We start from the raw sequence: 14328 nt of genomic DNA on the forward strand, positions 1-14328 counted from the left end.
GCAGGAACGTCTCCAGATGCAGCCCCTCCAGGGCCGCGTCGGTGGCAGCGGGACATCCGCGACCCGCCTCACCCCGAGCCCGACAGCACCTCGGAGAGGTCGTACCGCACCACTTCCGCCAGCTGCCCGTACGTGCAGCCGGAAGGGGTGCGGTCGGGGCGCCAGCGGCGGAACTGCGTGGTGTGCCGGAACCGGTCGCCCTCCATGTGGTCGTACGCCACCTCGCAGACCCGCTCCGGACGCAGCGGCACCCAGGACATGTCCTTCTTCCCCGACCAGCGGCTCGGCGCCCCCGGCATCCTGGCGCTCTCGTGCGCCTCCGCGTCCGCCCAGGCTCCCCAGGGGTGTTCGGTGAGGGCGGTGCGCAACGGTGCCAGTTCGTCGGCGAGTTCGGCCCGCCGCTTCATCGGGAAGGAGGCGCAGACGCCGACGTGCTGGAGCGCGCCCTCGTCGTCGTACAGCCCCAGCAGGAGCGAGCCGACGACCGGGCCGCTCTTGTGCTCGCGGTAGCCGGCCACCACGCAGTCGGCGGTCCGTTCGTGCTTGATCTTGAACATGGTGCGGGCGTCGGGCCGGTAGGGCAGGCCGAGCGGTTTGGCGACGATCCCGTCCAGGCCCGCGCCCTCGTACTGGTCGAACCACCGCTGCGCGACCTCCCGGTCCGTGGTGGCCGGGGCGAGATGGACCGGGGGCGCCGCACCCGCGAGCGCCGCCTCCAGCACCGTGCGCCGGTCCACCTGCGGGGTGTCGAGCAGCGACAGGTCGTCCAGGGCCAGCACGTCGAAGGCGACCAGGGAGGCGGGGGTCCGCTCGGCGAGGAGGCGTACGCGGGACTCGGCCGGGTGGATGCGCTCGCTGAGCCGGTCGAAGTCGAGGCGCCCGCCGTGCGCGAGCACGATCTCCCCGTCGATCACGCAGCGCGGCGGCAACGACTCCAGGACCGCCGGGACCAGCTCGGGGAAGTAGCGGGTCAGCGGCTTGCCGGTACGGCTGCCGATCACCACCTCGTCGCCGTCCCGGTGCACGATCGCCCGGAAGCCGTCCCACTTCGCCTCGTACTGCATGCCTGGCGGGATCGTGGCGACGGACTTGGCGAGCATCGGCTTCACAGGAGGCATCACCGGCAGGTCCATGGTTCCGATTCTGCGCGGAACCCCACCGCCCGTCCTTCGATATGCGGCATTCGCGTACCCCGCCTACGGTGGCCGACATGGGAGCTGCGGTGGAACTCGACGTGGACGGGCGGTCGGTGCGACTGTCCAACCCCGACAAGGTGTACTTCCCGGAGAAGGGCTACACCAAGAGGGACGTGGCGGAGTACTTCCTCGCCGTGGGCGACGGCATCACGCGCGCGTTGCGCGACCGGCCCACCACCCTCCAGCGCTTCGTCGACGGCGTGGAGGGCGAGTTCTTCTACCAGAAGCGGGCACCGAAGAACCTGCCCGACTGGATTCCCACGGCCCGCATCGCCTTCCCCAGCGGCCGGCCGGCCGACGAGATCTGCCCCGCCGGACTCGCGGCGGTGCTCTGGGCCGCCAACCTGGGCACCCTCACCTTCCACCCCTGGCCGGTACGGAGCACCGACACCGACCACCCCGACGAGCTCCGCATCGACCTCGACCCGCAGCCCGGCACGGAGTACGCCGACGCCGTCGAGGCCGCCCACGAACTCCGCTCCGTCCTGGAGGACCACGGGCTGCGCGGCTGGCCCAAGACCTCCGGCGGACGCGGCATCCACGTCTTCGTCCCGCTGGCCCCCGAGTGGACCTTCACCGAGGTGCGGCGGGCCACCATCGCGGCCGGGCGCGAACTGGAACGGCGGATGCCGGACCGGGTCACCACCGCCTGGTGGAAGGAGGAGCGCGGCGAACGGATCTTCGTGGACTTCAACCAGACCGCCCGCGACCGGACGATCGCCTCCGCCTACTCCGTACGCCCCTTCCCGCACGCCCCCGTCTCCGCCCCGCTGCGCTGGGAGGAGATCGACGACGCCGAGCCCCGCGACTTCGACATCAAGACCCTGCCCGTGAGGTACGCGAAGGTGGGCGACGTCCACGCCGACATGGACCAGCAGGCGTTCCGCCTCGACCTGCTGCTGGAACTCGCCGACCGCGACGAGAAGGACCGCGGGCTCGGCGACATGCCCTACCCGCCGGAGTACCCCAAGATGCCCGGCGAGCCCAAGCGCGTGCAGCCCAGCCGCGCCCGCGCTGACGACGAGCCGGACGGCAGAGCACCGGACGGCGACGAGCCGGAGGCCGACGGGTGAGCAGCGAGCGGACACCGCCGGAACCGGAGGGCGAGGGCACCGGCGCGAGCGACAGCGAGGGAAGCACCGCCGGAGAGACGGCGGGACACACCCCCGGCCACCCCCGCCACGGCGCCCACGGCCGTCCCTCCACCACGCGCGACAAGTGGCACGCCTTCAAGGAGTCGCCGTACTTCCCCGCGACCGTGCTGCTGTTCATCCTCGCCGCCGCCGCGGGCCTCTTCGCCGGCTCGTACACCTACGCCATGGCCAACCCCACCCCGCACCGCATTCCGGCCGCCGTGATCGGCCAGCCCGCCTCGCCGCGCGGCACCGCGTTCGTGGCGGGGATGGAGAAGGCCCTGAACACCTCCCTGGTCCTGCACGAGTACGACACGACGGCCGAGGCCGACGAGGCGCTCCAGGAACAACGCGTCTTCACCATCCTGCGCGCCGGAAACGACCGGGTGCACCTCGACGTCGCCGGCGCCTCCGGCGCCTCCGTGGCCCAACTCCTCGCCGAGGCGGGGGAGAAGGTGGGCAAGGAGATCGGAGTGCCGGTCACCGTCCGGGACGTCAAACCGCTCCAGCCGGGCGACCCGCGCGGACTCGCGCTCTTCTACATCTCGCTCGCCGCCGTCATCCTCGGCTTCGTCGGCGCCATCCAGCTCAGCGTCCACGCCCGCTCCCTGACCCCGCTCGAACGCATCCTCTTCACCGTCGCCCACGCCCTGTTCGGCGCCTTCGCCATCGCCGCCGTCGTGGACTGGGGGCTCGGCGCGCTGGACCTGCCGTTCCTCCAGTCCTGGCTGATCCTGGCGTTCACGATGTTCACCAGCGCCATGGTCTTCACCATGTTCAACACCCTCATCGGACGGTGGGCGATGCTCCCGACCTGGGGCGTCATGGTGCTGCTCGGCAACCCGTCGTCCGGCGGCGCCGTCTCCTGGCCGCTGCTGCCGTCGCTGCTCGGGCACATCGGCCGCTGGCTGCCTCCCGGCGCCTCGGTCAACGCCCAGCACACCGCCGTCTACTACCACGGGCACCAGTTCCTCTTCCCCTACCTGGTGCTCGGCGTCTGGGCCCTGATCTCCTGCGCCGTGTTCTGGACCTGGCGCCACCGCCACCCCGGCGGCCGGCCGAAGCCCGCCGAACACGCGGCCGCGTCCGGCTGAACGCCCTCGGCTCGGTCGAACCGTCAGAGCCGGCCCAGGCGCAACTGCTCCTCCTCCACGATGAGCCGGGCCAGCGCCCCGTCCGACACGTCCACGGCCTCCGGCACCGCCTCGGCGAGATCGCTGCGCCGGGCGTACGCGTCGAACGCCCGGTCCTTGCGGGCCAGCAGCGTCATCATCCGCTGGTCGACGCTGTCCGCCGTGAGCAGCCGGTGCACCTGGACGCCGCGTATCTGGCCCATCCGGTGCGCCCGGGCCACGGCCTGGTGCTCCAGGGTGGGTTTGATCTGCGGCTCGCAGAGGATGACCACGGAGGCCGCCTGCATGTTCAGCCCGGTGCCGCCCGCCTGGATCTGGCTCAGCAGCACCGCGTGACCGCGCGCCGCGCCGAACGCGTCCACCAGCTCCTGCCGGCGGCCCGCCGCGACGTTCCCCGCGACCGGCCCGAACACCTCGTCGCCGAGGGCCGCGCGGACGGTCGCCAGCACCTCGCGGAAGTACGAGAACACCACCACCTTGTGCCCGTTGCCGGCCGCCTCGGCGACGAGCTCCCGCAGCCGCGCCAGCTTCGCCGACGCCTCGGGCACCGCGTACGCCGCCCGGCGCATCCGCATGAAGTGACCGTCGTCCACCGCCGCCCGGTAGGCGCGCAGGTCCTCCTCGCTGAACTCCACCCACTCGTCGGCCCGGACCAGCGCGGGCAGTTCGGGAAGGACGTCCTCCTGGTTGCGCCGGAGATAGGCGGGCGCCACCGCCCGGCGGAAGGCCGGCGAACCGGCGGCGCCGTGCGCCGTGCCGACCGAGGGCGCCGGCTCGGGGCGGAGCAGGCGGATCAGACTGCGGAACTCCGCCACCCGGTTCTCCATCGGCGTGCCGGTGAGGAAGAGGACGTGCTCGGCCCGGTCGGCCCACCCGGCCACCGCCCGCGCCCTGCGGGTGCCGGGATTCTTGACGTAATGCGCCTCGTCCACGACGAGCATGGCCGGCCGCACGCCCGCCGCCTCCGCGTCCGGCAGGGCGTGGAGGCCGTCGAACGTGGTGAGCGCGACCCCGCCCGAACGGAGCCACTCACCGAACGCCTCGTTCCGGTCGGGTCCGTGGACCGGCAGCACGCCCAGCGCGGAGCGGGCGCGGATCTCGCGCGTCCAGTTGACGAGCACGCTCGCCGGGCACACCACCAGGAAGCGGTTTTCGCCGCCCGCCGCCAGATGCGCCAGCGCCGCGATGGCCTGCACCGTCTTCCCCAGACCCATCTCGTCCCCGAGCACGACCCGTTTCTGGGCGAGCGCGAACCGGGCCCCGAACGACTGGTATCCGCGGAGCGACACCCGCAACAGCGTGTCGTCCAGCCGCAGTCCGCGCACCCGGTCCGCGATCGCCGACGGCAGGAACCCCTCGGCGGCTTCCCGGTCCGGGCCGGTGCCCGACAACTCGGCGAGCAGACCGTAGTACTCGGCCGACCGCAGCTCGAAGTCGACCCAGGCCGCCGCCTCCGGCTCGTCGGCCCGCAGCAGATCGACGCAGACCTGGCCGAAGAGGAGTGGCAGCCGCTGCTCCTCGGCCTCCGCCAGCACCGACCGCACGGTCTCCACCGCCGCCGCGACCCGGCCGCGCGCCTCCCGGCCGAGGAAGAGGGGGCGCAGCCGCCCTCTGGCCGGTGCCGCCGAGGCAACGGGCTCCGCCAGCCGCCCGATCAGGCGCAGCGCCGCCTCACGGGCCCGCCGCGCGTCGGGGCCCGCCTCGACCAGCCGGTGCAGGGCCACCACCAGCGCGCCGGTGGCAGGGTCCGGGGCGTCCGCGTCGAGCCGTACCGCGACCGTGTCGCGGACCGCGTGCGCGAGCTGCTCGGCCGCGGCCAGCGCCTGGTCGGTGGTCTGCGCCCCGACCCCGGGCAGCCGCCGGAGCTCGTACCGGCTCCTCGTGCGCACCGCGCCGACCGTGCGGAACCCGGCCTGTTCGAAGGCGGTGATGCGCAGCCGCCCCTCCGTCACGTCGCGGAGCCGGGCGACCGGGATCGTGTCCAGTTCCCGGCCGACCAGGGAGTCGACGAGGGGGTCGAGCACGGAGCGTACGGCGTCCAGCGCCCGGTCGTGGTCGGCCGGCACCGCGCGGGCCGCCGCCAGCAGCGTGTCCGCGTCCGCGAGCAGCGGCCGGACCGCCCTCCTGGCGCCCGACCCGCTGCCCTCGGGTGGTGTCCGGCCTTGGTCCGCCGGACACCACCCGGCGCCGTTCTGTGGCATGTACGTACGTCCCTCTGTCCCGCCGCCCCGCCCGTCCCGGGACACCACGAGGGGTCCCGCGGGCCCCCATGGTTTCACGACCGCCCGGCGGGATGGTCTCCACCGCCCCGGCGGCGGAGACCGGATCGTGCGGGGCCGGGCGTCCTGTCCGGCCGGGCGTCCGCGGACTGCGGCGCCCGGCCACCGGTGGCAGACTCGAATGGCCAGGGAATCCCCTGCACGACACCACGTCCACGACCTGCACCGACGAGTCAAGCGGGGCGTCAACGGGCCCCGCTGGAGGAGCGCAGCGCCATGCTCGACCCGACCTTCGTCCCCGGCGCCCCGAACTGGATCGACCTCGGCACACCCGACCTCGACGGAGCCACCACCTTCTACCGGGGCCTGTTCGGATGGGACCTGGTCCCCGGCGGCCCCGAGACCGGCGGCTACGGGATGTACACCCTGGACGGCCGGACCGTCGCCGGCGCGATGACCGTCACCGACGAACAGGCCGACCCGACGTGGTCGGTGTACTTCCAGTCGCCCGACGTGGACGCGACCGCCCGCGCGGTCGAAGCCGGGGGCGGAAACGTTCCCTTCGCGCCGATGGACGTGCTGGAGTACGGCCGGATGGGCGGGTTCACCGACCCGGCGGGCGCCTACTTCGGCTCCTGGCAGCCCAAGCAGAACCCCGGACTCGGCGCGACCCAGGTGCCGGGCACGCTCATCTGGTCCGAGCTCTACACCCCGGACGTGGCGGCGGCGAAGGCGTTCTACGGACGCGTCTTCGGCTGGAACACGGAGGCCACCGAATTCCCCGGCGGCACGTACACGATGATCCGCCCGGCCGGTACCGAGGGCGACGACGCCGCGTTCTTCGGCGGGCTGGTCGCCCTCGACGAGGTGCCGAGCGAGGCGCGGTCCGGCCCGCACTGGCTGCCGTACTTCTCGGTGGACGACGTCGAGGTGGTGCTGGGCGACGCGGTCCGGCTCGGCGGAGCCGTCACCCTCGGGCCGATGGACATGGAGAAGGTCGGCGTGATGGCCAACGTCACCGACCCGTACGGGGCTTCCTTCGCCGTCATCAAGCCCGCGCCGATGGACTGAACGCCGCGTCCCCGTTCTCGTACCGTTCCCGCCCGCGCCTCCGCGCGGAGGCGCGGGCGTGGCGAAAAGTGGTCGTTCAACGGATGTTTATTGACGGACGGCATGCTGGGCGCATGCTGATCAACACCACCACCGAGGACGCGCTCGCCTGGCAGGAATCGGCCCTGTGCGCCCAGACCGGTCCCGAATTCTTCTTCCCCGCGCCGGGAAGCTCGACGCGCGAGGCGAAGCAGCTCTGCTTCGCCTGCGAGGGCCGGATCGCGTGCCTGGAGTACGCCCTCGCCAACGACGAGCGCTTCGGCGTCTGGGGAGGCCTGTCGGAGAACGAGCGCGACCGGCTCCGCCGCTCCGGCCGCGCGAGCGCCTGACCGGGACCGGCCGAGAGCCGGGAGAGCGCCCGACCGGGAGCGGCCGAAGGGCCGGCACGCCGACGGGGGCTCAGGCGGCTCAGGCGGCCGGGATGCGGAACGTCTTCCCGTACACCCGCCACTCCAGCGGGGTGGCCAGCTTGAAGTTGCCGTCGTCCAGGAACTTCATCTGCATGGTGTCGATCCGGGAGGTGTCGCGCCCCTTGCGCTTCGCCCGGATCGCCTTCTTGCTCGCGTCCAGGAAGATGTCGAGGTACTCCTCCTCGTCACCGCCCTCGGTCACCGTGTCGGCGTCCGCCAGAGCGGCTTCCCGGATGCCGTAGAAGCCCGTGGCGCTGTCGTCGGGCCCGTGCAGCACCATCGCGTCGTAGTAGATGTACTGCCCGAGGGGCCCCAGCCCGTCGAGCTTCGCCTGCCGCACGGCCGGGTCGAAGTAGAGACGGTCCCGGCTCTCCTCCTGCGCGGAGCGGAACGCCCCGTCCTTCGCGGCCAGCTTCCAGGCATCGGTGAACCCGGGGTCCAGGCCCTCGTGCGACCCGCTGCCGTTCACCTTGCGCAGCGCCGGCAGGAAGGGCGCCAGCGGATTGTCCGGGTGCGCGGCGGTGTACCGCTCCACGAGGTCCAGCATGTCGCTGGTGCCGGAGCAGAAACCGACGATCCCGGCGGTGTAGCCCAGGCCGTCCCCGGTGTCCTCGATCGCGTCGTACCGGCTCCGCCAGTCGAGCGTGGAGCTGTTCGCGCTGGAGACCAGCTCCGAGGCGATCTCCTTCATCGCGGGGTCCGCCAGCCCCGGAGGCTGCTCCGCGATCTCCGCGTCCTCCTCGGCGCGGATGTCCGCCGCCGACTGCTTCTCGTTGGCCGCCGACGGCTGCCCGGTGTCCGAGGGGAGATCGTCGCCGGCACCTCCGAAGACGAGGGAGAGGACGATGATGACCGGGACGCCGATGACGGCGAGACGTATCGCAGGTTTCACGCGGCACAGTCTAGGGCGGTTCACAGGAACCCCACTGGTCCCCCCGGACCCAGGTCCTCCCCGGGGCCGCCGGGGCGCTTCCGTGGGGTGATTCCTCCGGAAGCGCCCGTCGTGGCAAGGGCCGTGGGCTTCCTACTTCTGCCAGCCGACCGTCTCGGGGAGCGGGTTGTAGAAGATGGTCGCCCCGGCGTTGGCCAGACCGTTCTTCACCGCGTACGTCGACGGGCCGCTGAACAAGGGCAGGAAGGCGTACTGCCGCAGCGCCTTCTCCTCGGCCTCGTTGACCGCCGCCACCTGCTCGTCGAGGTCGGCGATCTCGGCGGTGGCACGGATCTCGGCGTCCAGGGCCGGTGTGCCGGCGCCGGTGAGGTTGGAGTCGCGGTCCGAGCAGAAGAAGTCGCAGAGGTACCGCGCGCCGAACGGGTCCATCGAGCGGTTTCCCGAGATGAAGAGGTCGAACTTGCGGTCACTGAGGATGGTGGCGAAGTCCGCCTCGTCGGCCTTCTTGACGACCAGGTGGATGCCGATCGGCTTCAGCATCGCCGTGAAGGCACCGGCGAGAGCCTTGTCCAGCGGGTCGTCGCCGAGGAGCGTGTAGCCGATTTCGAGCTTCTGGCCGCCCTTCGCCCGGACACCGTCCGCCCCTGCCTTCCATCCCGCCGCGTCGAGCGACTTCTTCGCTTCCTCGGGCGCGTACGTCAGCACGGAGGAGAGGTTGTCCCGGTACCCCTTCTGGAAGCTGTAGAGCACCGCCGAGCCGGGCAGCGGCTCCGCGTAGTCCAGCCCCTGGAACTGGATCTTCGCGATCTGCGCGCGGTCGATGCTCTCCTCCACCGCCTTGCGGACCTCCTCGTGCGCGAGGACGGCCGACTTGCTGTTGAGGTAGAGCGCGTACTCGAAGGGGCTGCCGCCGCTGCGGATCTCGGACCCCTTGAGTCCCTTCACCTGGTTGAGGCTCTCGGCGTCGACGGCGGAGGTGAGGTCGATCTCGCCGTTCTTGAACGCGTTGACCGAGGCGGTCGACTCCAGGTTCACGTAGACGCGCTTGTCGAGCTTGCCCTTCTTGCCCCACCACTTCGGGTTGCGGACGAAGGTGATGTTGCCGGAGTGGGTGTCCCAGGAGCCCACGGTGTAGGGACCCGCGCCCCACTCGGGGTGCGCCTTCTTCACGTAGGCGTCGTTGAAGTGGGCGACCGTGGCGGCCTCGGGGTGCAGGAAGGTGGTGAACAGGCTCGACCAGGAGGCGTCGACCCCCTTGAAGGTGATGACCGCCTGCTTGGCGTCCGCCCCCTTCTCGACCGAGGTGATCCGGTCGTAGCCGTTCGTGGAGAGGGGCGCGAACTTCTTGTCCGATCCGTTGTTGGCCTTCCAGGTCGCCGCGATGGCGGTCCAGTCGATCGGCGTTCCGTCGTTGAAGACGGCCTTCGGGTTGATCGTCAGGGTGACCTTCTGGTTGCCGCCCTCGACGGTGACCTTCACATCGCTGTAGTAGTCCGGGTTGTACTGCACCTCGCCGGTGGGCGAGTAGGTGATCGCGTCCGCGTTGTACCAGGCCCAGACCCGGGCGGCGGTCAGGGTGGAGTTGACGTTGAAGGGGTTGCCCTGGTCGTCGAAGGTCCCGACCGTCGTGTACGTACCGCCGTCCTTGATCTTGTCGTACGGCTGCGGGTTGTAGTCCGCGGCGCCCGAGGCCGCGGCCGGGACGTTCTTCTCGTCCGCCCGGGGGGTGTCCTCCCCGGAGGAGGAGCACGCGGTGGCGGTGACGGAGATGGCGGCGATCAGGGCGAGCGGCAGTGCCAGTCGAGCGCGCATGACGGGACGGTTCCTTCGGAGTCGGGGGTGGGGGGAGAGGGGGAGACGGAGCGGTCGGGGGCGGGTCCTGGGGTGCTCAGACGGCGTGACAGGCGTAGCGGTGACCGGGCCGCCCTGCCACCGGTGTCGGCGCGGGCCGTTCGGTACGACAACGCTGCCGTACGCCCTCGTCGGCCAGGCGGTACAGCGGACACCGGTCGACGAAGACGCACCCTGCGGGCAACCGGGTGGCGCTCGGTTGCTCGCCCTCCAGCACGACGCGCTCGCGGGTGCGCTCCCGCCCGGGATCCGGCACCGGGATCGCCGACAACAGGGCCTTGGTGTACGGGTGTTGTGGGTCGGCGAAGAGGCTCTCGGTGTCCCCGGTCTCCACGATGTGGCCGAGATACATCACCGCGATGCGGTCGGAGACGTACCGGATCACCGCCAGGTCGTGCGCGACCACCAGGTAGGCGATCCCGAGTTCACGCTTGAGCCGTGCCAGCAGGTTGATCACACCGGCCTGCACGGAGACGTCGAGCGCGGACAGCGGTTCGTCCAGGACCAGCAGCTTCGGTTCGGTCGCCAGGGCGCGGGCGATGCCCACCCGTTGACGCTGACCGCCGGAGAGCGCGGCGGGGAAGCGGTCGCCCACCGCCGCGTCCAGGCCGACGAGGCCCAGCAGTTCGGAGATCCGGGAGCGGATCGCCCCCCGGTCCCGCCGGATCGCCCGCAGCGGCTCGGCGAGGAGTTCGGAGACGGGGAGCCGCGGGTCCAGCGCCCCGAGCGGGTCCTGCATGACGATCTGCACGTCGCGCCGCAACTCCCGGGCCGCCGCGGCGGAACCGAGGGTGGCGAGGTCCCGGCCGGCGACCTCGATACGGCCGCCCTCGGGCCGCCGCAGCCGGAGGATCTCCAGCAGCGTGGTGGTCTTGCCGCTCCCCGACTCGCCCACCAGGCCCAGAGTCTCGCCCGCCCGGAGCTCGAACCCCACCCCGTTGACGGCGCGCAGGGTGCCGACCCGGCGCTTGAGGACGGTGCCCTTGGTGACGGGGAAGGTCTTGACGAGACCCTCCACCCGCAGCACGACCTCGCCCTCGCCCGTGCCCGTGGCCGAACCCGTGCCCGTACCCGCCGTGCCGGACGACGGGGTGCCGGAGTGCGGTTCGGAGGGCGGTGCGACGGGCGTGACGCCTCCGGCCGGGTCCAGGGCGCCGCCGTACGTCTCCTCGGCGCGCAGGCAGGCCACCTCGCCGTGCCCGGCGACGTGCCGCAGGGAGGGTTCGTCGGCGCGGCAGGCGTCGAGTGCGACCGCGCACCGGGGCGCGAAGGGGCAGCCCGTGGGGAGGCCCACCAGGGCGGGCGGCTCCCCGGCGATCGGGACCAGGGGCCGGTGCACCCCGCTGTCCACGGTCGGCACCGCGGCCAGCAGCCGCGCGGTGTACGGCATGGCCGGGCGCCGGAACAGCTCGTCGACGCCGGCCCGTTCCACGATGCGGCCCGCGTACATCACCGCGACCTCGTCCGCGTGACCCGCGACGACCCCGAGATCGTGGGTGATCAGGACGAGCCCGGCGCCGGTCTCGCGCTGGGCGAGCCGCAGGACGTCGAGGATCTGGGCCTGCACGGTGACGTCGAGCGCGGTCGTGGGTTCGTCGGCGACGAGGACGGACGGCTCGTTGGCGATCGCCAGGGCGATGACGACGCGCTGGCGCATCCCGCCGGAGAACTCGTGCGGGAAGGAGGAGGCCCGCTCGCGGGGGTCCGGGATGCCGACGAGGTCGAGCAGCTCCACGGCCCGCTCCCGGGCGGCCCGCTTCGACAGGTCCTGGTGGACCCGGAGGGCGTCGGAGAGCTGCCGGCCCACGGAGAAGATCGGGGTGAGCGCGGAGAGCGGGTCCTGGAAGACCATGCCGATGGACTTGCCCCGGACGCCGGAGAGCTCCTTGTCCCCGAGCCCGACCAGGTCCCGGCCGCCCAGCAGCACCTGGCCCCGCAGTTCGGCGGCGGGCGGGAGCAGGCCCATGATGCCCATCGCGGTGGCCGACTTCCCCGAGCCGGACTCGCCGACGATCCCGAGCGTCCGGCCCGGCAGCAGGTCGAAACCGACCCCGCGCACCGCCTCCACCCGGCCGGCCTCGGAGGGGAAGGAGATCCGCAGATCCCGCACCGAGAGCACGGGGGTGGCCGCCGTGGGCGGCACGGGTCCTGGCAGCGGAGTCGTGAGGGTCATCGTCGGCCTCCTGCCGCACCGGTCGCGGACGTGGGATCGAGGGCGTCCCGCAGCCCGTCGCCGACGAAGGTCATCGACACGGTCAGCAGCACGACCAGGCCCGCGGGGAAGGCGAAGAGCCAGGGCGCGCTGGTGATGGCCCCGGAGCCGTCCGCGAGCATGGTGCCGAGCGAGACGTCCGGGGGCTGGACGCCGAACCCGAGGAAGGACAGCGCGGTCTCGCTGAGCACGGTGGCGACGACCCCCAGCGTCAGGTTGACGATCAGCAGCGAGCCGAGGTTGGGGATGATGTGGCGCAGGATGATGCGCAGCGGCCGGACCCCCATGAACTCCGCCGCCGTGACGAAGTCCCGCTCGCGCAGGGAGGTCGAGACCGACCAGATCACCCGGGCCGTGGACATCCAGCCGAACACCGTCAGCACGACGATGAGGACCCGCCAGTCGCCGGCCAGGCGGTGGGAGACCAGGGCGAGGATGAGGAAGCTCGGGACGATCAGCAGGAAGTGGATGACGGCGAGCGTCGCCTTCTCGGTCCGGCCGCCGAAGTACGCGGCGCTGGAACCGATGACCGCAGCGACCACGACGGTCAGCACCGACACGCTCACCGCGATGACCAGGGAGCGCCGCAGGCCGTGCACGGCGGACGCGTAGACGTCGTTGCCGCCCTGGTTGGTACCGAACCAGTGGGCGGTGCCCGGAGGCTGGGTGAGCGCCGCGAAGTCCGCGTCGGAGTACGCGTACGGGGTGAACAGGCCGCCGAAGGCACTGAAGAGCACCAGGGCCGCGAAGATCACCACGCCGAGGACGGCGAGCCGGTTGCGCAGGAACCGCCGCAGATGGAGCCGGGCGAGGCCGAGGTGCCGGCCGTCCTTCGCGGGGGGCGCCGCCTGCGAAGGCGGTGCGGTGGTGCCCGTCGTCAGGTCTGCCGCCACGTCAGCTCACCCGCACTCTCGGATCGAGGAAGACGGTCGCGATGTCCGCGAGGATCGCTCCGATCGCGGTCAGCGCCGCGGCGAAGGCGGCCGTGGCGACCGCGCCGTGCACGTCGTTCTTGCCGATGGTCTGGACGAAGTAGCGGCCCATGCCGTTCCAGCCGAAGATCGTCTCGGTGATGACCGCGCCGGTGAAGAGGGCCGGGACACTGAACGCCACGGAGGTGGCCGTGGGGATGAGGGCGGCCCGCAGCGCGTGCCGTCGGACGGCCTGGGCCCTGGTGAGACCGGTGGCCCGGGCGGTCCGCACGAAGTCGGCGTCGATGGTGTCGAGCAGCAGCGAGCGCTGCGTCAGGTGGTAGCCGACGTAACCCATCAAGGTCAGCGTGAGCGTCGGCAGGACGAGATGGAGGAGGCGGTCGCCGATCGTCGGCAACACCCCCTCGACGTCGGGGGAGTTCTCCCCGGCCACCGGGAGGAAGTGCACGCCCGCGTGCTGGTTGAACCAGATGGCGACGAAGACCACCGCGAGCGCGGCGACCGACGTGGGCACGTTGAACACCGCGATGGACACGGCCTGCGAGAACCGGTCCGCCCAGCCGTACTGCCGGGAGGCGGTGTACACCCCCAGCCCCACCCCGACCACTACGGACAGCACTGTCGCGATGAGCACCAACTCGGCGCTGACCAGGGACCGGTAACCGATCTCCCCGTTGACCCGGACGCCGGTGGGGGACTTCCCCCAGTCGAAGTGGACCACCACCGAGGTGAGCCAGTCCCACCACCGGTGCACCACCGGCACCCGCGGATCCAGGTTGTACGGCGCGAGGGCGCGGTCGATCTGCTCCTCGCTGCGCGCGGGGCGCAGCTCCTTGAAGTTCGACCGGGGGTCGAGGAACCAACTGGCGAGGAAGTAGGTCGCGTTGGTCGCCACGGCGATCATCAGCAACCAGCCCGCGACCTTCCGCGTCACATGGCGGAGCATGCGCACCGCCTCCGTGTCCCGTGGGGCGGGAGCGGGGCGAGTGCGCCGGGGGAGAGGGGAGTGGGCATGGGCGTGGGGGCCTTCTCGGGGGGCGTGGGGGCGGTGCGCCGAGGTGCGGGCGTCAGTCTGGTCCGGGTTTCCCGGGAGCGCCAGTGTTTCGGTGGTCCTGCCACGAACCCGAAACGCCACCGTAGTAATCACACCGGAACTCCGGGCGATGTGGGCGGACTTGGGTGGAACTGCGCCCACCGTCCCGGCGCCCGTACCGGCTCCGGTGATGCGTACGAACGAACC

Annotated in this window: 11 protein-coding genes; 4 read left to right on the plus strand and 7 right to left on the minus strand. The window is 72.0% G+C overall.

Annotated elements, in window-relative coordinates:
- Positions 1–68 precede the first annotated feature (68 nt).
- Positions 69–1133, minus strand: coding sequence for an ATP-dependent DNA ligase (locus OG599_RS30230; RefSeq protein ID WP_327179142.1), 1065 nt, complete (start codon positions 1131–1133; stop codon positions 69–71).
- Positions 1134–1210: 77 nt separating this feature from the next.
- Here OG599_RS30230 and ligD point away from each other — a divergent pair, with 77 nt between their 5' ends.
- Both ligD and OG599_RS30240 read left to right on the plus strand, forming a co-directional pair.
- Complete coding sequence (gene ligD / locus OG599_RS30235; RefSeq protein WP_327179143.1) at positions 1211–2269, plus strand: non-homologous end-joining DNA ligase; 1059 nt, start codon at positions 1211–1213, stop codon at positions 2267–2269.
- On the plus strand, positions 2266–3423 hold the full coding sequence (locus OG599_RS30240; RefSeq protein ID WP_327179144.1) for an ABC transporter permease: 1158 nt from the start codon (positions 2266–2268) through the stop codon (positions 3421–3423). The genes ligD and OG599_RS30240 overlap by 4 nt, the downstream gene beginning before the upstream one ends.
- A gap of 23 nt (positions 3424–3446) precedes the next feature.
- On the opposite strand, the gene OG599_RS30245 is transcribed toward OG599_RS30240, so the two are convergent.
- Positions 3447–5663, minus strand: coding sequence for a DEAD/DEAH box helicase (locus OG599_RS30245; protein WP_327179145.1), 2217 nt, complete (start codon positions 5661–5663; stop codon positions 3447–3449).
- A 294-nt stretch (positions 5664–5957) separates the two neighbouring features.
- Between OG599_RS30245 and OG599_RS30250 the strand changes: the two genes are divergently transcribed.
- Both OG599_RS30250 and OG599_RS30255 read left to right on the plus strand, forming a co-directional pair.
- Positions 5958–6752, plus strand: a complete 795-nt coding sequence (locus OG599_RS30250; protein ID WP_327179146.1) for a VOC family protein — start codon at positions 5958–5960, stop codon at positions 6750–6752.
- A 113-nt stretch (positions 6753–6865) separates the two neighbouring features.
- The gene (locus OG599_RS30255) at positions 6866–7120 is read left to right on the plus strand and encodes a WhiB family transcriptional regulator (protein WP_327179147.1); all 255 of its coding nucleotides are present in this window, start codon (positions 6866–6868) and stop codon (positions 7118–7120) included.
- Between the two features lie 79 nt (positions 7121–7199).
- Here the strand turns inward: OG599_RS30255 and OG599_RS30260 are convergent, their stop codons facing one another.
- The 5 genes from OG599_RS30260 to OG599_RS30280 all read right to left on the minus strand — a co-directional run bounded on the left by OG599_RS30260 (position 7200) and on the right by OG599_RS30280 (position 14034).
- Positions 7200–8093 carry a chitosanase gene (locus OG599_RS30260; protein ID WP_327179148.1) on the minus strand — a complete coding sequence of 298 codons (894 nt, stop codon included), beginning with the start codon at positions 8091–8093 and terminating at the stop codon, positions 7200–7202.
- A 132-nt stretch (positions 8094–8225) separates the two neighbouring features.
- The gene (locus OG599_RS30265; RefSeq protein ID WP_327179149.1) at positions 8226–9905 is read right to left on the minus strand and encodes an ABC transporter family substrate-binding protein; all 1680 of its coding nucleotides are present in this window, start codon (positions 9903–9905) and stop codon (positions 8226–8228) included.
- Positions 9906–9981: 76 nt separating this feature from the next.
- The gene (locus tag OG599_RS30270; protein WP_327179150.1) at positions 9982–12117 is read right to left on the minus strand and encodes an ABC transporter ATP-binding protein; all 2136 of its coding nucleotides are present in this window, start codon (positions 12115–12117) and stop codon (positions 9982–9984) included.
- Complete coding sequence (locus OG599_RS30275; RefSeq protein ID WP_442809592.1) at positions 12114–13049, minus strand: ABC transporter permease; 936 nt, start codon at positions 13047–13049, stop codon at positions 12114–12116. Before OG599_RS30275 ends, OG599_RS30270 begins: the two co-directional genes overlap by 4 nt.
- A 1-nt stretch (position 13050) precedes the next feature.
- Entirely contained in the window at positions 13051–14034 is a 984-nt protein-coding gene (locus tag OG599_RS30280) for an ABC transporter permease (RefSeq protein WP_327179151.1), read from the minus strand.
- Positions 14035–14328 lie beyond the last annotated feature (294 nt).

It is taken from the genome of Streptomyces sp. NBC_01335 (genome assembly GCF_035953295.1).
Lineage (GTDB): Bacteria > Actinomycetota > Actinomycetes > Streptomycetales > Streptomycetaceae > Streptomyces.